The organism is Aestuariivivens insulae (assembly GCF_022662195.1).
Lineage (GTDB): Bacteria > Bacteroidota > Bacteroidia > Flavobacteriales > Flavobacteriaceae > Aestuariivivens > Aestuariivivens insulae.
Genome location: NZ_JAKMCS010000008.1, coordinates 127,921 through 148,336 on the forward strand (window position 1 = coordinate 127,921; position 20,416 = coordinate 148,336).

The following is a 20,416-nucleotide window of genomic DNA, read 5'->3' on the forward strand; positions in this document are numbered from 1 at the left end:
ATTTCACTTTTATAGGACTAAATTACTTAAAGTTGCTGGGATTTGAAATTCTTAGGTTGTTAAATTAGGCCTTATCGTTTCAAAGAGAAATGCCCTATGAAATTTCTACCGTCACTAAGTACAACACTGAACCAGTAATCGTCCGTTGGCATGAGCGTCCCATTAAAGGTGCCATCCCAACCCTGTGAAAGTGGTGCCAGTTGTTTGAGCAGTTTTCCAAAGCGGTCATAGATATGGATATTGCTGTTGGCCTGTAGGGCACTCAGTCCCTGGATTTGCCAGTAATCGTTACTGCCATCTCCATTTGGGGTAAAGAACTTTCTGTAGCCCACCACATAGACGTCAATCTCAGTCGTTCCACAGATGTCGTCCTTGACGAATAATGTATAGATGCCCGCCCTTACATTATTGAACACGTTGCTGTCCTGATAAGGGAAGACCACTTCGCCATCCTTGGATTCCAATGCAAACTGATAGGTTCCAGAGCCCAAGCTAGCTGGGTTGTTAATGGTCACCGAATTGTTCTCTGAAATATCCACAATGGTCAGGTCGTCCTGCGTGATGGTGGCCTTTTCTGAAGCCTTTACCGAAACGGTCTTGTTGCGTGGGCAAAGCGTTGTTGGGTTGGTAATGGTGATGGTATAATCCCCTGGTTCGGAGACAGGCAAAGCCTTATCGTTTGAAAGTACCGTGCCATCTTCGAAAACCCATTTATAGGTATAATCCAAAGGGTTTGCTATATCTGGGTCCAGCAGCACCGTAAAGGTTGGATCCGAGGTGCATACAATTTCTTCTTCAACGATAGAAAAATCCGGTAAGGGGTTGACCTTGAATTCAATGGTTGTAGTGGCTACACAGTTTAGGTTATTTGGGTTTATGACCCTTACGGCTATGGTCTGGTCGCCAGAGTTTAATGGATTGGGTAGGGAGGGGCTGTCCGCTACAGGTGTTCCATTTTCATCAATATAATCAAAATAGATAGCCATTGTTTGGGAGCCCAGAACGGTACCCTTAAAGTTGGAGGTGTCAAAAGGGTAGATCCCATCGTTGTCGATATCCCCGGCATCGCCATCACATACCACTTGTTGTGGGACAGGACTCGCTATAATGGGCTGTTCATCAACTTTGAACTCCAGTGTGGTTTCGTCAGAACAGGGGCCATTGGGGTCTTGGGTGTTGTTATTGGTGACCAGTATGGTAATGGTCTGTGGTGCCATTGTTAGGTTGTTGGGCAACGGACTTGTGACATCGTTACCATAATAATCTTTAAGAGGCTTACCGTTTTCATCAAAATAGGTAATATTTACATCTGCAGGGTTTTGGCTTCCCAAAACGGAGGGTTCAACCATAGATGTATCAAAGCTATGAATACCGTCATTGATACCTGTAGTTCCATCAGAGCCATCGTCACATTGTCTGTCTATCGTTACTGGGTTTGCAACAGGTAAGGCTTCTACGTGTAATGTAATATACGGACCTAAGCCCAAACAATCGTTTGCAATGGCACTATCTATACGTACATAGATTTGTTGCGTTCCGGGATATCCTATATTCCTGTAATTGGCAATGTCTGTAATCTCATTCTCTTCGGCCAAGGCATCGGCTTCATTTCGATAGTAACGTGGTGGCAAAGGGTTTTGTCCAGGCGGTATTTGTGCTAAAATATCGGCTGTTACACTACTAAAATCGAAAAAGGAGATGCCGTCCCTATCATCATTGTTGGCATTATCGTCGCCGTTTGTATCGAGAAAATCGTCACATTCAAAAAACTCACGAATGAATGTGTTTGGTATGGCTGTGGTTGAAACTTGTAATTGAATTTCTGCAACTATGGAACAACTATTTATGGTTTCAACACGAGCCCAAACTATGTCATTGCTAACGGTTTGGTTTTCGTATGCTGTATAGTTTGAAATATACTCAGGGACATTTATATCCCCATTTTCTGCTGCAGGCTGTGTTGTGAAATAGGTAAACGTTTCATTTGCGGCATTGACAGAAATTTCATCATTCGCCTCGGTAAGGTTAAAAGCACTATAGCCTAACGTGCTTGGATTGTCGTCATCACACTGAACTAATAAAACGGGTGATGTTATTATAGGTAACGGATTTACGGTTAAGACTATTTCATTGGAATATAACCCACATGAGTTTCCAATTCTGTCCAGTTTCACTCTATATAGGTAGTTATTAAAGCTTAGCGGCGTATTTGTAATACTTAAATCGCTAGTTTGAGCTCCACTATAATTGGCACCATCTACAATGGTATTCCAACTAACACCATCGGTACTCACTTCCCATTGGTAAGTTTCAGCTTCAGGAGAAACCACATAGATAACATCAGTAGAAGATTCACAAATGGTGGTATCAATGGGCTGTGTTGTTATGGTAATAGGGGCAATGGTTATATAATCTGCATTGGGGATGGTATAACCGTCCACACGATTGGTGACTAAACCATTAGCGTCTGTAATAACGGGGTTATCCCCAAGTAAATCATCGGCATTACCATCAGAAAAACCAGCTTCAATCACATCGCTACAACCATCGCCATCACTATCTAAGCTGATGTAGTTAAAAATATTTTCTCCGTCTGTATCGGCTAAAGTATAACCTATTTCACCACTGTCCGGACTAGTTTCTACAGCATCTACCCATCCATTTGTACCAACAGAAGAACCATCTTCAATACCATCAAGATTTGTATCTGATAAGGTTCCTAATTGTCCCGATTCGATTAAATCGTATATACCGTCATTGTCACTATCCAAGTCATAAAAATCTGGAATTCCATCTCCATCGGTATCAATGGGTGTTAGGGGCGGATCAAAGGCATCGTCCAAACCATCTAAATTGATATCGTTATGGGTAATGGGAATGATGGTTCCCGTATGTTCTATAAAATCAGGGATGCCATCATTATCACTATCTAAATCCAATTCGTCCTTAATACCATCATTGTCATTATCATTTGTAAAACAGGTTAAGGATATCATCCCCTCAAAGGTCGAACTTGCTAATGGATTTGATAATCTGTGGACAAATGAAAATCCGTCAACCTGATTGGCATAAAAGGCATATGGCGTATTTCCGTTAGGGGAAGGATTAACCTTAAAGTGAATCTCAGAGCCCGAAATTTGTGTGATGCCGGTTTCAAACAGACCATCAAAATTAGAATCAACCAATAGTCTATCATCTGGATCAACCAAGGTAATGTTCTTGTTTACGGGTAATACTTTCACAACAAAATATTCGCCATCAACGGCGGTGTGTATTATGGTGGTGTCTTCGGATAGTTTAACATTTACTGATTCTGTAAATGCCATGGTGTAGTCACCTTCAGCATTAGCAGCAGGGTCTACCGTACTGGTGAAATTACCTAGAGTATTACCATTTATGGAAACGTTACCGCCAGAACTGCTTGTTGTGGTATAGATTCCTGTTGTTATGGACGCATTGGTAGACGCATCTTGAAACTCCAGTATGGGGTTGTTTAAATTGGTGAGGTTGATGGTTACGTCCCCTCTGGATTCGGTACAGTTTAAAATCCCATCATTATCGTTGTCGATGTCAAGGTTATCAATAATCCCATCATTATCTACATCATCAGGACAAATGCTTACAGGAACTTCAACCGATTCGAGTACTTCGCCAGTGCAGTTTATAGTGCCAATTAATTTATATTTTCCAGGTTGGTTTGGTGTGATTGAAGGGACGTTTGAAGATATTACCTTAAAACCAGAGCCATCGTCAAAGAACCATTCATAGGAATCAAAATTTTGGGTGTTGGCCGCTTCAAGCGTTATGTTTGGAATACAATTGCCCAAGGCTGCAAACTGGGCATCAAAATTAATTTCTGGGGCTGTTGGGAAACCAGAATAAAAGCTTCCTGATGTCGCCGCACCATTCACATTAAAGTAAGCCACATACAATTCATCGTCACCTTGAACAGACACATTCCCTGTTAACCCGGTAACTTTATAAGTAACATAATCTGCATTGCCCGTTACTGTGCTTGGCCCGATAGTTGAAAAATTGGTAATGGGAAGGTTGTTTATTGTAACGGTAGCTCCTGTTTTGGTGACTATAGAAACCCCGCCTGTATAATTAACATTTCCAATGTTATCAATGTTGGCAATATTATCAATATTTCCTCTAGTTTCACAACTTAGGGGCGGCACAAAAAACATGCCTTGGTTAGCTTCTGAAGTAGACCCAACACCCTGATAGGCAAAAACATCTGAAGAGGTTTCCACATACATGTTACCGTTGGTATTATAGTAGTTTCCTTCAATAACATAGTATTCTCCTTTATTTATGGTTGTAATAGGGCTTCCATTAATTGTTATGGATGTGTTGTCTGTATGGGCCACAATTAAAATATTTTCCCAATCATTAGCCCCACTTCCCCTAACAAAAATATATTTATTGCCGATTTTTGAAAGCCCAGCAATTTGGTCTATTCCATAGTCCCTGCCATTTCCGTTATGGAAACTTCCATTGGTAGACCCACAATTTACTACAATGGGTTTACTGGATGAAACAAGGGAGCCTATTAAGCCATCCATTAAGTTGTTGACCGATGGGCCATTATCTAAAACATTAATGGCCAAAACATAACTTTCTCCTCGGTTTAGGTTAACGGAAACAGGAGTGGAACCCGCATAGTTTTTTATAATTAACCCCGTTGGAAGGTCACTAAAGGTTACTGCGGTGTCATCTTCTGTAGCCATTACAGCTACAAAACTTAAATAGTTGCTTTGTGGATTTTCACTAGTATAAGTCCCCACTCTAAATGTTGTATCAAGAGCCGATAGCCCTTTACTTACTAAGGCTCCAGCTTGTGAACCACTCCCCGCATTCATACGAACTGAAACGTAGATAGGGGCTTCGGCTTCTATGATGTAGCCTTTATTGTTGGTTATGGTACTTGTCGTGTTGGAAGAAACAAATAATTGGGTGTTACCAGTCCCAATATATTCTACTTGGGGGGTAGTGTTTAAAACAATGCCTGTGATATAGTTGGATGTAGGTTGCCCGACAGGTATTATGGTGTAAGGGACTTGGGAAGTATTAGGTGTAGATATATATAGGTATTGATCTTCGGGGTTAGCGTTACCAAATTCCGAACTTGTTAAGGGAGGGATATAATGCGTTTTACTTAATTGGGCAAATCCAATACTTGTCATGAAAAGGCATATAACAACAGATATATATTTTAATAGTTTGAATGGTTGCATTTAAGGATCTCAAAAATAGTTGTTAAAAATGGATGGTTTTAGTATTGAAATAAAGACTAAAGTAAAATATTTAAACTAGTTTGACTTGGTTAAAAGCAAAAGGTTTAAGGGTTTTAGATGAAAATGTAAAAAAAAGTTATTATGGAATCTTTGAGACTATTTTTTCTTACAATAAAGCCTAGGATTTATTGGTTTAACTCTCAATTAACAGTAAACTATCGCTTTAAAGTAAAATGTCCCATGAAATTTCTACCGTCACTAAGTACAACACTGAACCAATAATCGTCCGTTGGCATGAGCGTGCCATTAAAGGTGCCGTCCCAACCCTGTGAAAGGGGAGCGAGCTGTTTGAGCAGTTTTCCAAAGCGGTCATAGATATGGATATTGCTGTTGGCCTGTAGGGCACTCAGTCCCTTGATTTGCCAGTAATCGTTACTGCCATCGCCATTGGGGGTAAAGAACTTCCTGTAGCCCACCACATAGACGTCAAGCTCAGTCGTTCCACAGATGTCGTCCTTGACGAATAATGTATAGATGCCCGCCCTTACATTATTGAACACGTTGCTGTCCTGATAAGGGAAGACCACTTCGCCATCCTTGGATTCCAATGCAAACTGATAGGCTCCAGAGCCCAAGCTAGCTGGGTTGTTAATGGTCACCGAGTTGTTCTCGGAAATATCTATAATGGTAAGGTCATCCTGCGTGATTGTGGCCCTTTCTGAAGCCTTGACCGAAACAGTTTTGTTGCGTGGGCAACCTGTAGCTTTGTTTGTTATGGTGATGGTATAAACCCCCGGTTCGGAGACAGGCAATGCCTTATCGTTTGAAAGTACTGTACCATCTTCGAAAACCCATTCATAGTTGTAATCTAATGGATTTGTTATATCTGGGTCCAGCAGCACCGTAAACGATGGATCCGAGGTGCATACGATCTCTTCTTCAACAATTGAAAAATCGGGTAGGGGGTTTACCTTAAGGTCAATGGTTGTAGTGGCTATACAGTCTAGGTTATTGGGGTTTATGACCCTTACGGCTATGGTCTGGTCGCTTGAGTTTAATGGATTGGGTAGGGAGGGGCTGTCCGCTACAGGTGTTCCATTTTCATCAATATAATCAAAATAGATGGCCATTGTTTGGGAACCCAGAACGGTACCCTTAAAGTTGGAGGTGTCAAAAGGGTAAATCCCATCATTCTCGTCATCCCCGGCATCGCCATCGCATACCACTTGTTGTGGGACAGGACTCGCTATGATGGGCTGTTCGTCGACTTTGAACTCCAGTGTGGTTTCGTCAGAACAGGGACCATCGGGGTCTTGGGTATTGTTGTTGGTGACCACTATGGTAATGGTCTGGCCTTCTGTCAAAAAAGGATTTGGTAAAGGGCTTGACAATTCGGCTCCCGATTCATCAAAATATCTAATGTTGACGTCTGCTGGGTTTTGGCTTCCCAATACGGTGCTTTCCACTAGCGATGTATTGAAGGGATAGCTCATTACGGTATCGCTGGTGTCATGGTCGCACTGTCTGCCTATCGTTACGGGATTGGCCTTTGGCAAGGCTTCTACGTTTAATAGGCCGGGGAATTCCTTTAGCCCTAAACAATCGTTGTTCAGATCACTCTTTACGCGCCCCCATAGGTCCTGGCTGGGCGATGTGATGTTTTCATAGTTGTCGGTATCCGTAATTTCATTTATTTCCAGTTCGGCATCTGTGTAGCTTTCATAAAAATGGGCCGTTACGTTGATGGTAGAAAAAATAGTGGTCTCGATATGGTCTTGTATATCGGTCAGGTCGAAGGTGGCAATGCCATCCCTTTGGTCCAAACCATCGTCACATTGGTAAAGCGGATTGGGGCTATAGCTATCTAATGCAATACTGGAAGGGTTTACCACCAAATCCAACGGTTCCACGCGCGAGCAACCGTTAGGGTTTTCTATCCTAATCCAAATGGTTTCCGTGGCAAAGCCAAGGCCGTCTTGGTAACTTTCGGGGTTTGCAATGTTGGTGCCTCCATTTTCGGCTTCAGTTTGGTCTTCGTAATAGGTAAAGCTTAGGCCCTCAACAATGTAATTGGGGTTTATCTCTTCCTTGATCCAATCCAGGGTTAGATTGAAATATGCCTGGCCATCGTTGCTGCTGTCATCGCATTGGGTATAGGTACTGGGGGGCGAGGTTACGGGCAAGCTGTAGACCTCAATTTCAAAAGACGTATCGGCGTAACAATCGGTAAAGGCATTGTTGGTCATGCGTACATAGATGGTCTGCCCTCCCTGGACCGTATTCTCGAAGTTGGCGGGATCGCTTATTGGACTGGAGAAAGTAGCATCCGTAAAATAGGATAGGGTAAAGTCTGTGGCCGATTGGTTGTTAAGGATGTCCGTTTCCCGTTGGGTTAGATCGAACACCTTATAGCCATCGGTATCGGAACCAACCGACGAATCGTCACATTCGCTAATGGGAGCAATGCTATCTGGACCTAAAGGAAAAGCAGAATCATAGACCTCCAAGCCAAAACTGGATATGGCATAGCAACTGGTATTGGCATCGTTCTGCACCCTGGCAAAAATGGTGGCATTACCGCTTTCAAAAGCACTTGGTGTTGGGATGGCTGGGGTGCCGGCTTGTGCATTTGGTAGCGAAGTGTGATAGGAAACTGTTACATCTGTTTGAGCTTCTTTAATATCATCATACCTGTCCAGTAAATTAAATATTGCAAATCCATCAATATTACCACAGGCCTTTATATTTTGAGGAGTGGCAGCATTAGGAATGGACTGCACCTCTACCGTAAAGCTTTCTGTATACATATTACCACATTGTTCGGTAATTTCTACTTGATAGGTTGTTGTAGAAGTTGGGGAAAAAATTGGTTTTGGGGATGTGGGATCACTAACACCTGTAATTGGTGTCCAATTATAGGAAGCAGCCCCAGAAACGGTGGCATCTATAGTATTTATAGTATCTCCAATACAAATATTTTGATTCTGTAAGGTTAAATGTTTAACAAAGGTAACACGTTTAAAACAAACTTTTTGTTCATTACTAAAACCTCCGGTAGAGCCAGTAAATCCGAAATAGGCTATTGAATTTCCGTTTAAGGCAAGGTTGACAATATCCCCAGTATAGGTTATTTCTTGAACACAATCTTTAGCTATTATTATGGTTTTTGTGGTAGCATTCCAAGAAAACTTTATTTCATGAAATTTTCCATTTTCAATATTGGGTAATTCTGCGATCGCTAAATCTGAATTATGATTGGAGTTTCCATTAATCATAAGTCCAATATGATCTGCAGCAGGATCGTTATAGTCTGTATTTTGCCAAGTATCAAATTCTACAGCTAGAGAATGTGAAATTCCACCATATCCAATTTCTCCACCTAGACCACCCAATTCAGGTACTGAATTTGGTTTAAAAACAAGAGCTATTCCATCCGCACCATTATCATTATTGACACCAAAGTAGGCGTCGAAAACTATTTCAAAATCTTCTGTAAAATCTATTTGATTGGTATACCATACGGCTCCATATTGGTTTACGGCATCAGGCGTTATAAGGTAACAATTATTCCCTTGGTTAACAGCATTGCCAATTAGTTGGGCATTTAGTTGGGCAAAAGCTTTTGGACTGTAAAAACAGAGGCAAAGAGAGAATAAAATTACAATTCTTGACATTATTAGAATATTAAAAATGTGAATGTAAAGTTTTTAAAACCAAAGCCATAACATTTAATAGTTTTTTGATATACTAAACTTGATTTATAAAATGGCGTCATATGAAGCTTTATCGCTTTAAAGTAAAATGCCCCATGAAATTTCTACCGTCACTAAGTACAACACTGAACCAATAATCGTCCGTTGGCATGAGCGTGCCATTAAAGGTGCCGTCCCAGCCCTGTGAAAGTGGAGCGAGCTGTTTGAGCAGTTTTCCAAAGCGGTCATAGATATGGATATTGCTGTTGGCCTGTAGGGCACTCAGTCCCTGGATTTGCCAGTAATCGTTACTGCCATCTCCATTTGGGGTAAAGAACTTTCTGTAGCCCACCACATAGAGGTCAAGCTCAGTCGTTCCACAGATATCGTCCTTGACGAATAATGTATAGATGCCCGCCCTTACATTATTGAACACGTTGCTGTCCTGATAAGGGAAGACCACCTCACCATCCTTGGATCCCAATGCAAACTGATAGGTTCCAGATCCCAAGCTAGCTGGGTTGTTAATGGTCACCGAATTGTTCTCTGAAATATCCACAATGGTCAGGTCGTCCTGGGTGATGGAGGCCTTTTCTGAAGCCTTTACCGAAACGGTCTTGTTGCGTGGGCAAAGCGTTGTTGGGTTGGTAATGGTGATGGTATAATCCCCTGGTTCGGAGACAGGCAATGCCTTATCGTTTGAAAGTACCATGCCATCTTCGAAAACCCATTCATAGTTGTAATCTAATGGATTTGCTATATCTGGGTCCAGCAGCACCGTAAACGATGGATCCGAGGTGCATACGATCTCTTCTTCAACAATTGAAAAATCGGGTAGGGGGTTTACCTTAAGGTCAATGGTTGTAGTGGCTATACAGTCTAGGTTATTGGGGTTTATGACCCTTACGGCTATGGTCTGGTCGCTTGAGTTTAATGGATTGGGTAGGGAGGGGCTATCCGCTACAGGTGTTCCATTTTCATCAATATAATCAAAATAGATAGCCATTGTTTGGGAGCCCAGTACGGTACCCTTAAAGTTGGAGGTGTCAAAAGGGTAAATCCCATCATTCTCGTCATCCCCGGCATCGCCATCGCATACCACTTGTTGTGGGACAGGACTTGCTATGATGGGCTGTTCGTCAACTATGAACTCCAGTGTGGTTTCGTCAGAACAGGGGCCATCGGGGTCTTGGGTATTGTTGTTGGTGACCACTATGGTAATGGTCTGGCCTTCTGTCAAAAAAGGATTTGGTAAAGGGCTTGACAATTCGGCTCCCGATTCATCAAAATACCTAATGTTAACGTCTGCTGGGTTTTGGCTTCCCAATACGGTGCTTTCCACTAGCGATGTATTGAAGGGATAGCTCATTACGGTATCGCTGGTGTCATGGTCGCACTGTCTGCCTATCGTTACGGGATTGGCCTTTGGCAAGGCTTCTACGTTTAATAGGCCGGGGAATTCCTTTAGCCCTAAGCAATCGTTGTTCAGATCACTCTTTACGCGTACCCATAGGTCCTGGCTGGGCGATGTGATATTTTCATAGTTATCGGTATCTGTAATTTCATTTATTTCCAGTTCGGCATCTGTGTAGCTTTCATAAAAATGGGCCGTTACGTTGATGGTAGAAAAAATAGTGGTCTCGATATGGTCTTGTATATCGGTCAGGTCGAAGGTGGCAATGCCATCCCTTTGGTCCAAACCATCGTCACATTGGTAAAGCGGATTGGGGCTATAGTTATCCAATGCAATACTGGAAGGGTTTACCACCAAATCCAACGGCTCCACACGCGAGCAACCGTTAGGGTTTTCTATCCTAATCCAAATGGTTTCCGTGGCAAAGCCAAGGCCGTCTTGGTAACTTTCGGGGTTTGCAATGTTGGTGCCTCCATTTTCGGCTTCAGTTTGGTCTTCGTAATAGGTAAAGCTTAGGCCCTCTGAAATGTAATTGGGATTTATCTCTTCCTTGATCCAATCTAGGGTTAGATTGAAATATGCCTGGCCATCGTTACTGCTGTCATCGCATTGGGTATAGGTACTGGGGGGCGAGGTTACGGGCAGGCTGTAGACCTCAATTTCAAAAGACGTATCGGCGTAACAATCGGTAAAGGCATTATTGGTCATGCGCACATAGATGGTCTGCCCTCCCTGGACCGTATTCTCGAAGTTGGCGGGATCGCTTATTGGACTGGAGAAAGTAGCATCTGTAAAATAGGATAGGGTAAAGTCTGTGGCCGATTGGTTGTTAAGGATGTCCGTTTCCCGTTGGGTTAGGTCGAACACCTTATAGCCATCGGTATCGGAACCAACCGACGAATCGTCACATTCGCTAATGGGCGCTATGCTATCTGGACCTAAAGGGAATGCAGAGTCATAGACCTCCAAGCCAAAACTGGATATGGCATAGCAACTGGTATTGGCATCGTTTTGTACCCTGGCAAAAATGGTGGCATTACCGCTTTCAAAAGCACTTGGTGTTGGGATGGCTGGGGTGCCGGCTTCGGCTTCGGGCTTAGAAGCATGGAAGCTTATGGTCATGCCTACCGTTGTATTTATAAAGCCGCTTTGTGAGGTTAGATCGAAAGGCATGGTTTTGTTGTTGTCATCATCACACAAATGCATGGGAGGAGCAGTATTGGCATAAGTTCGATAATAGGACACTGGGCTTGAAAAGAAATGACAGTTGGTGTTGAGTAAATTATCTGGATTATGGGCAAATTTGAGCCTTAGTTGATGAAAGCTACCCGAATCTATGGTGTAATTGAGTGTGCCGGATGTTTCACCTGTGATGTCTGTCCATATGCCAAGTTCAGTAGAGGCTTGCCATTGCATTACAAAGCTGGCAGGTATATTGGCTGTTAGGCTTACGGGCTGATTATTTGTGTCTGTAAGACAATAGCTTTGGTCGTTTATGACATTGTTGGTTAATTGATCAGTGATGTCTATTTTTGGACCACATGGTCTTACTTCTATATCGTCTATTGCCAAATCATTCCCTTGTGTTCCCGAGACATTGTTTTTTAACATAAAGTAAATATTCTCTGTACCAGAGGGTACTGTAAACACCAAGCTTTTGCGGTGCCACCTATTAGCTCCAACACCTTCAATAGGGCCGGTATTAGTGTCAACTATACTACCAATACTTTGATCGTTTATATCCGTAAAGCCTATGATGAGTTTAATATTAGGGTCAAAAAAATAATTTGGACCATTGGTTTTGGCAAACCAGGCAGACAGCTCGTATTCAATATCCTCGCATAGCCCATCAATTTTTTGGGCGTAGAATACCTTAAGCTCTTCCTTGGCATCGCAATAGTATAAATACCCATTGGGGTTGCCTGTATGATCGGGAAAGCTATCGTTCCACCCAGCACCTCCAGGTGCGGCATCTTTAGGGTCTTTCATGATGCCATATTGGTCCCATGAAACAGACCCAGACCCTACATAAGTATATAAACTAGCAGGTCTATAATTTGGGTGTACGTTTGTATTTGGGTCTTGATTTAAAGAGGGACCCAATCTATTGGTTCCAGAGCCGAAGTTTTCAATAAATACAGGATTTCCTAAAGAACATGTCGATTGGGAATTGGAAATTTGGGTAAAAATTAAAAAGACCAGAATATTTATTAAGGACTTAAATGGAGTGTTGATAGCTTTGGGTTTCACATTGTTTTTTTAGTAAACTGGCTAACAAATATATAATTAAGTACTTAACCCGTTGTGTATTTTGATAAAATTTTGTCAAACTGCCCATTCGGGAGGTTGGTTTGATTGAATTTTATGATTGAAATGAGTAAAATTTGTACTTCGGCTCTACTCAGCGGAACTAACTAGAATTTACCTTTAGGCAGAAAAGAGTTTTAATTTTTGAAATAGTTCTCGATACGTCTCGCCTTTGGCGGACACTCGAACCGACATTTGTTGAATTATTTGGCCCAAAATGCACAACGGGTGTCTTAATAAAAAAATTAAGCTATCTTTTTAAAGCAAAATGTCCTCTAATATTAAAAGCTTCTCCGTTATGTATAATGTCTGCTGAAAACCAATAGTCATCGGCTGGCATAGGCTGTCCATTAAAGGTACCATCCCAACCAATGGCTGTATATGGTAACATCTTTATTAGCTTGCCGTGTCTATTATAAATATAAACTTGGGTGCCTGGTAAACGGTCTATTCCCACAATGTGCCAAGTATCGAAGGCGCCATCATTATTTGGGGTTACAAATTTAGGGATGTCTATTACAAATACATCGGTGTAAATAGGTTCACAGCCATTTAGGTCTATAATGGTAACGATATGGGGACCCAAACTTACATTATTAAAAATATTGGAATCTTGTGGAGTGCCTCCGTCTAAAGCAAATTGATAATCGCCAAGGCCACTAACGGTAACAGTAATGGTATTGGGGTCTGTAAAGTCAGCAGTTGCAGTAGCTTCTAATGTAGCTTGTTCAGATTCGATAAGAGTAAACTCTTTTTTGTAAGAACAACCTAAATCTGTAGTTACGGTCACCCAATGGTCGCCCAAATCGGTTAGGTCTACAGATATTGCTGAAGTTGTTCGTCCATCCCACCATTCGTAGGTATCTGTTGGGTTTCCAGTATCTGCATTTAGTATTGCTGGTAGGTCGTTATGACATAATGGTATTACATCATCAAGAGGCACTACAGGTAATGGGTTTATAATGGTTTGGAACTGGGTAGTACTATAGCAATTTGTGTTTTCATTTTCTAATCGGGCATAGATAGTTTGTCCATTATAGGCTTCATAGGCCGTTTTGTCTAATTGGTCATCTGCATAGCCCGTATTGGCTTTATCAATATCATCATAATAAGTAACGCTATAAATGGCCGGATCTTGACTGCCGCGAATCGCATCATCATAGTCTTCCAATTGGAATTCCAGTCCTGGTTCGTAATCGTCATTACATTCAGTGGGATTGGTAATGATATTGGCTATGGGATTCGGGTAGATTACGATCTCGAAATCGGCATAGCTTGTACACCCTATATCATTATCTGTAATGGCTGCTGTAATGGTATAGGAGCCTAAAACATTATAATTAAATTGTTTGTTGGTGATTTCAGTATTATTGCTATCATAATAAACAATGGCACTATTAATTGCACTGCTTACCAGATGTGTATCGACTTCCGATAGATCTACACTATTGGTATCTGTTTCACAAAACGGATATGGCGCAAAGGAGAAAACAGAAGGGGGAATATTTACTTGCAGTTGCAATGGGAATACTTCATTAGACCTACAAAGTTCATTATTGGAATTATTGCTAACGGCTATGGCTTCCACATAAATGGTTTTGGCAGAACTGGAGTAGTTGTTGATATCTGAACTGGCAATAGGAGCAATACCCTTGTTATTGCTATCCATTCCTTCATAAAAATTATACTCCAATCGGATATCGAAACCTTGCCGTACGTTGGGCACATTAATTGAAGCGGTACTTAGATCAAAGATTGCAGTTGTGCTGTTGCTATCTAGTGCACAACTAGGAGCTATACTTGCGGCATCAATAAGTGGCGTAGGATAAATTTCGTATGAGATGGTTTCTATAATGGGACATCTAGAGTCGTTGGCGTTTTCAATTCTAGCATAAAACACACCTTGTCTTTCTGCTGAAAAAAACTGATCTCCTAGGTCTGGTGTACTGGCGTTATCGGCTTCGTTAAAGGTTTCCCAGAATCGAACGCTAAGCGGGTTTGGAGCGCCCGATTCTATATCTTGTCGTATGGGAATTAAATCAAATTCATGCTCATAGTCTCCGTTTCGGCATTCCGGTACTAAGTTTCTTGTAAAGTTTTGGTTGTATTCAGGGTAAAATGAAATGGTTACTGTAAAGCTTCCCAAGGTGTTACATTCAACATTTGAAATATGACGTACGACAAACTGTATAGTTTCGCCATCTACTGGGGAATAGTAACTATATTTATATATAGGCGTGGCATCTACCAATGGTGTACCATCGTTTTTAAAATATAAGACTTCATTTTGATTGTTTCCATTTAAAATAGTAGGGTCGAAATCTACAAATCGATAGGTCGGCGCTGTATTTGTATTAGTACAGATTGGTAGTTGGCTAACGGTAGCAGGAACTGGTTTTTGGCTCACTATAAATCGAATGGAGGTGTAAGCCGGACATGTTGTTGTACCGGTATTATCGGTAACTTCAGCAAAAACCAATTGGTTTCTAATGGCTGTATCGTATGTGCTTAGATTGCTGTTACTAAGTGGCGTGGCCGTATTGTTAGGGTCTCTTGGGTCTACATCGTAAAATGAAATGCTAAAATCGGCTGGATTGCCATTGATGATATCGTCAATATAGTCGTTGAGGTCTACTGTTGTAGAACTGCTAGTCCCATCGTTACACAGGTATTGTATTGGTACTTGATTGACATCTGGTGCTGGAATGATTTCTAAGTTAAACGATCTTACCTTAAAACATCTAATGTCACTATTGTTAACCAATTGCACATATAAAGTTTGAGTGCCCGAAACATTATTTAGCGTATAAATTTGATTGGTTCCATCATTTGCATAAGTTTCTGATTGAAAATAACGTACAGAAATACCTGTATTGCCATTGGTGACATGGCTATCTAGGGTGTATAGATCTATAGAGGTCACACCATCGCTATTGGTATCGCAATAGGTTGTGTCTTGTGGATCTGTAACCGTAAATGGATTGATATCCAATTCTATTTCTGTTTCTTCAGTACAACCGTTACGTTCTAGGGTGAGGTATAAGGTGGTAAGACCTGTAAGCATGAACGAGCTACCTGCAGGTAATTCACTAGCATTACTTCTTGAGCTATCCGTATAAAATTTAATGCTTATTTCCGTTGCTATTTCTTGAACGGTACTGGTGATGTAGTTGGATAAACTGTTTATGAAAATTTCTTCTTCACCATCTTCATTATTATCACAATATAATATAGGTGCATTACTGGGAATATTAATACCATCTAACAATAGGTTAGGGAAAATACGTAGGGGCGTTATGCTAAAACAGCCTGTAGTGTCATTTTCAACCCGCACATAAATGATTTCCTCATATTGGGACGCATTGGTATAATTGGTGGGGTCGGTAATTGGGTCTTGGTCATCTTGGGCGTCTTGGTATGTGGTATGGAATGTTGGTGTAAGCCCAGTAGAGGGCGTAGGCAAAATATTAGTTAGTACATCCTCAAGATTAAAAGGGTGGTAACCGTCGTATTGTTTATCGCAGCCATCCAAATATTGGGTTGTTGGGTTGGTATTGGGCGGTGGTAATTGGTTAAGGGTTAAGATAGCCGTGCCATGGCAGCCAGTCACCGAATTATAAACTCTTACATGGAGTGTCACATTGGGTGTATTCATAAAGTATGGAGAACTCACGATTCCATAATTACCTTCAGCGCCATTATTACTGCTGTGGTATGATACTGCTTCATCGGTAGAATTGGAAAACAGATTATCGAAGTCTGTTAAATTAACCAGTGTTTCACCATTGGGATTGTTATCGTTGTCACAAATAGCTTCACTTTGGTCTATAGGTGCAGGTTTTGGGTTAACGGTAATGTTAAATTCACCTAGATAAACACAGCCAGAGCTAGTGTCTTCTGCCCGAACATATATGGTTTGGGAAGCTCCAGCATTTACTTGTGTAGTGCTAATAGTAGCATTGGTATTATTATTACGTTCGGTAACATCATCATAATAGCGTATGCTGAGTGAGGCTGGAGGCGGTTGTATGGCATTCCAAACCTGGTTGTTATGATCTGTAAGCGTAAATGTTTCACTGCCACTTCCATCATCACATAATCTGGCATTTGGAATGCTTATGGGGATTTCGGTATCAATGGTTACATTAATTTCATCTTCTAGAATACATGATATGCCAGGGGCACTTACCTCTACACGATACAATCCGGTTTGGCTGGCGTTGTAAATGGCATTATTAGCTCCCGTAATAACACCTCCATCTCTGTACCAAGTATATTGTGCATTACTATTGTTGATATCTGCATTAAGCGTAACACTTGGGGCACAAGTGCCTATATCGTTACCAAGTTCTAAAGTATTGATGGCTTCAGCATTTATAAATACTGCAGAATCCGAATGGGAATCTATATGATCTGCTACGATAAGTTTTACATGATAGGTTATACCAGGCTGAAAATTAGCTGTGGCCGAAAGCAATGTGGTGCGTCCATTGTAATTGGTGTCCGAAGGATTGCCTTGTTGAAAATAATTGGAGTTTGTGGCGTTACATTCAATATTGCCACCAGGGGTATAGATATCGTTATGGATGTTATTTACGACAGTGGCCTGACCATTAACTAAAGCCAGATTTTGATAGGGGGTTGTCGTGTTTGCCTCACGATATAGCATGACAAACCCGTCTGAGGAAGAACACGGGAACGTTTCCCTATATTCTTCTGAAGCAAAAATATAATTGAAAACCACTTGGCCGGATATGGTCGTAATATCAAACTCTATTGAAGTGGCATTAAAGGTATTGTTTACACCTAGTGCTGTTTCAAAATCTGGATCTGTTCCCCAACCATTGGTGCCTTCATCTAAATTGGTATTATTAACCGTGTTGCCTCCAGAAGCTGCATCACCAGAAGATAAAACCATACCATTTTCTAACGGAAAATTAGAGCTACCCCGCTGAAAAGCACCATAGCTACTAAGTCCGTCTGCTGTTCCATTTACGGATGAACTTATGTTTGAAATTTCTACACAGCCGTTTACAAGATTGTTTTGGACGAGGTCTTGTAACGAAACATTATTGTCAATAGTAACTTGTTGAGCTAGAAGAGATTTAACGCTAAAGAGCAGCAGCATTAAAAGAAAATAGGCCTGTAGGTTCTTTTTCACTTTGTTTTATTTGGGCAAAAACAACTAAATGATTTGGTTTTCTAAGGCGAAAAGTAGTTTTTTTATAGATAAAACGCAAAGAAAATCAGATTAAAAGTATTTTTTAAAGGTTTTTGTGTGTCTATTACCTCTTTAGCGTAAAATGATTTTTAAAAATGCGTCCATCCTGTAGGGTAACGGCAAACCAATAATCGTCGGTAGGCATTACCTTGCCATTAAAGGAGCCGTCCCAACCTTCGCCCAAAGGATCCAGTTCCTTGATAAGTTTTCCTAAGCGGTCAAATATCAAGATTTTGGAATTGGGCTGGAACATACCGGATATACCATAGATTTGCCAAGTATCGTGCACCCCATCGTTGTTGGGTGTAAAAAACTTGGGAAAACCTATAACGGAAACCTGCTGGTGAACCGTTCCGCAATTGTTTTTGATGTCCCTAACGTTTACGGTATAGATGCCAGGAAACACATTTTCAAAACGGTCGCTGTCTTGGTAATCCCTATAGATGGTTTGGTTGTATTGGTCGTAAAGCGCATATTGATAGGTGCCTTCACCCGAGACAAAAACGGTAACGGTATTGTTTGTAGAGGCGTCCTTAACTTCAAAAGGGTGGGCATTGAAGGTGGCAATGTTTGAGGGCTCAACGGTAATGGTCCTGTCCTTGGAGCATCCATTGGCATTGGTTACGGTTACGCTATAGGTACCAAGGTCGTTGATCTGGATCTCGTAGGTGTCCTCGCCAGTAGACCATTTATAAGTATAGTTACTTGGTGAATCGTTCCATACAGCTGCATTTAAAGTTGTTTTTTGAGGGTAGGTGTTAAGGCAATAATAGGTGAGCGCCTCGGTCTCGATGTCTGGTAGCCTGTTTACCGTTAACAGGACTTCGCTAATACCATAGCATGCATTGTCATTTTCGGCACGGGCATAAATGGTCTGTGAATAGGGGGTGGTGTTGGTATAGGACATCTCCAATACATTTTGTTCCAGAAGGGCATCGTCAAGTGTTCCGAAGAAAGTAATATTAAGATTGTTAGGCAATCCCAGAGTTAGATTATTTATGGCATCGTTTAAATTAAAAGTATGGTACCCATCTTCAATACCGTCGTCATCACATTCGTAAAGTGCCGTATTGCCAATATCTGTGATGCTAACTTCCAGTACTAATTTGGTGGTAGAGAAACATTCAGTATCATCATTAACCACCGCTACATAGATTGTTTGTGGGTTTTCGGTGTTGTTGAAACCAATTGGAGGTAGAGCATTACTGGTGTTATTTGAGGCAGCATCGTTGCTATCCAAATAAAAGAAAGTTGTATGGTTAGGCAAATTGCCAACTAGGTCGTCGTGTGCTTCACTAAGGTTAAAAGTAGTGAATCCATCCTTTAGGCCATCTTCATCACACTGCAACAAACTAGCGTTAAAAGCTTCGGGGTTAAGATGAACTATTAAATTTAAAGGTGTTATGCTTTTGCAATCTGGATTTAAGACATCTTCAATCCTAACAAATAGTTGCTGGTTAAATGGGGTTGAATTATAGTACATGTTAGGGAGTGGTGTGCCTCTTGATTCTGCTTCAGCTTTTGAAAAATAATAGAATACATTGAAGTTTGATGGATCTTGACCATTTAATAGTTCTGGAGTTTTAGAATCGAGATTGAATACCACTTGACCGTTAGTATCATTGCCATCATCTAAATTATCACAAAGTTCATAATCGGTAGGTGGTGTATAACTTGGGCCGAGGTTTACGTTTAGGGTGAAATCCGTTAGCTCAAAACAACCTGTTTTTGTATTTGTAATACGGGCATATATGGTTTGTGGATTTTTATTGTTTATATAAGGTGATTTGAGTTTATTGATTCCAATATTGGCATCACTAGCCGATTCATAATAAGTCACAGCTATATCGGTTTGCGACCCTTTAATGGTACTTGTATTCTCTTCTAAATTAAATTCTGTAAAGCCATCATTAAAAGGCAGGGTAACATCGCAACTTTCTAAATTTAATGGTGTACCAGCATTAATGGATTCATCGGTAGGTGCTTCTGAAAACTCAGCTGTGCCAGTCCATTCAAGGCTAAATGGACTGTTGCCTATAGGCCTGTCAATAACTATAAAATAGGTGTCACCAGCTTGTACATCCAACCATTTTACAAAGCTATTTCCGTCTGCGCCAGGGCCTTCAGATATATCGGTAGAAGCACTATTCATTCCTGTTAAGTTATTGCCTTGCCCAGCAGCTTGAGGGTTTGTTGTAGAACATCGTATGGCTTGCCCTAAATTACCGCAAGTGGCATTGGGGCCAAAAACAAAGAAATCATAATCTTCAGAGATTGCTGTGCTATTTGGGGTAAGCGTAAACCCCAAGGTACCACTGGTAACTAATGTAACTTTTAGCCAAACACTATTGTTCTCCTGACTTGAACAGGTGTTTGAACCACTTAATTCTTGAGTGCCTACACCGCTTACATCGAGATTTATATTTGAATTACCACAGGCAATTACTGCATTTGTACAGTCTGTTGGAAGTTGTGCATTGATAGATTTGGGGATTGCTAAGAATGCTATTAAGAATAAAAATTCGTGAAAATACTTCAATAG

5 protein-coding genes are annotated in these 20,416 nt (G+C 41.1%); all 5 read right to left on the reverse strand.

Annotated elements, in window-relative coordinates:
* Positions 1-71: 71 nt before the first annotated feature.
* On the reverse strand, positions 72-5,189 hold the full coding sequence (locus MR062_RS11335; protein WP_242204323.1) for a T9SS type B sorting domain-containing protein: 5,118 nt from the start codon (positions 5,187-5,189) through the stop codon (positions 72-74).
* A gap of 266 nt (positions 5,190-5,455) precedes the next feature.
* On the reverse strand, positions 5,456-8,914 hold the full coding sequence (locus tag MR062_RS11340; RefSeq protein WP_242204324.1) for a lectin-like domain-containing protein: 3,459 nt from the start codon (positions 8,912-8,914) through the stop codon (positions 5,456-5,458).
* A gap of 109 nt (positions 8,915-9,023) precedes the next feature.
* A complete protein-coding gene (locus MR062_RS17685) occupies positions 9,024-12,596 on the reverse strand; it encodes a T9SS type B sorting domain-containing protein (protein WP_242204325.1) in 3,573 nt (1,190 codons plus the stop codon).
* A gap of 307 nt (positions 12,597-12,903) precedes the next feature.
* The gene (locus MR062_RS11350) at positions 12,904-17,814 is read right to left on the reverse strand and encodes a T9SS type B sorting domain-containing protein (RefSeq protein WP_242204326.1); all 4,911 of its coding nucleotides are present in this window, start codon (positions 17,812-17,814) and stop codon (positions 12,904-12,906) included.
* 124 nt (positions 17,815-17,938) lie between these two features.
* Positions 17,939-20,413, reverse strand: a complete 2,475-nt coding sequence (locus MR062_RS11355; protein ID WP_242204327.1) for a T9SS type B sorting domain-containing protein — start codon at positions 20,411-20,413, stop codon at positions 17,939-17,941.
* Between the last annotated feature and the right edge of the window lie 3 nt (positions 20,414-20,416).

Coding starts and splice junctions, on each gene's coding strand:
- MR062_RS11335 (WP_242204323.1), bottom strand. CDS start 5,189: ATGACAAGTATTGGATTTGCCCAATTAAGTAAAACGCATTATATCCCT.
- MR062_RS11340 (WP_242204324.1), bottom strand. CDS start 8,914: ATGTCAAGAATTGTAATTTTATTCTCTCTTTGCCTCTGTTTTTACAGT.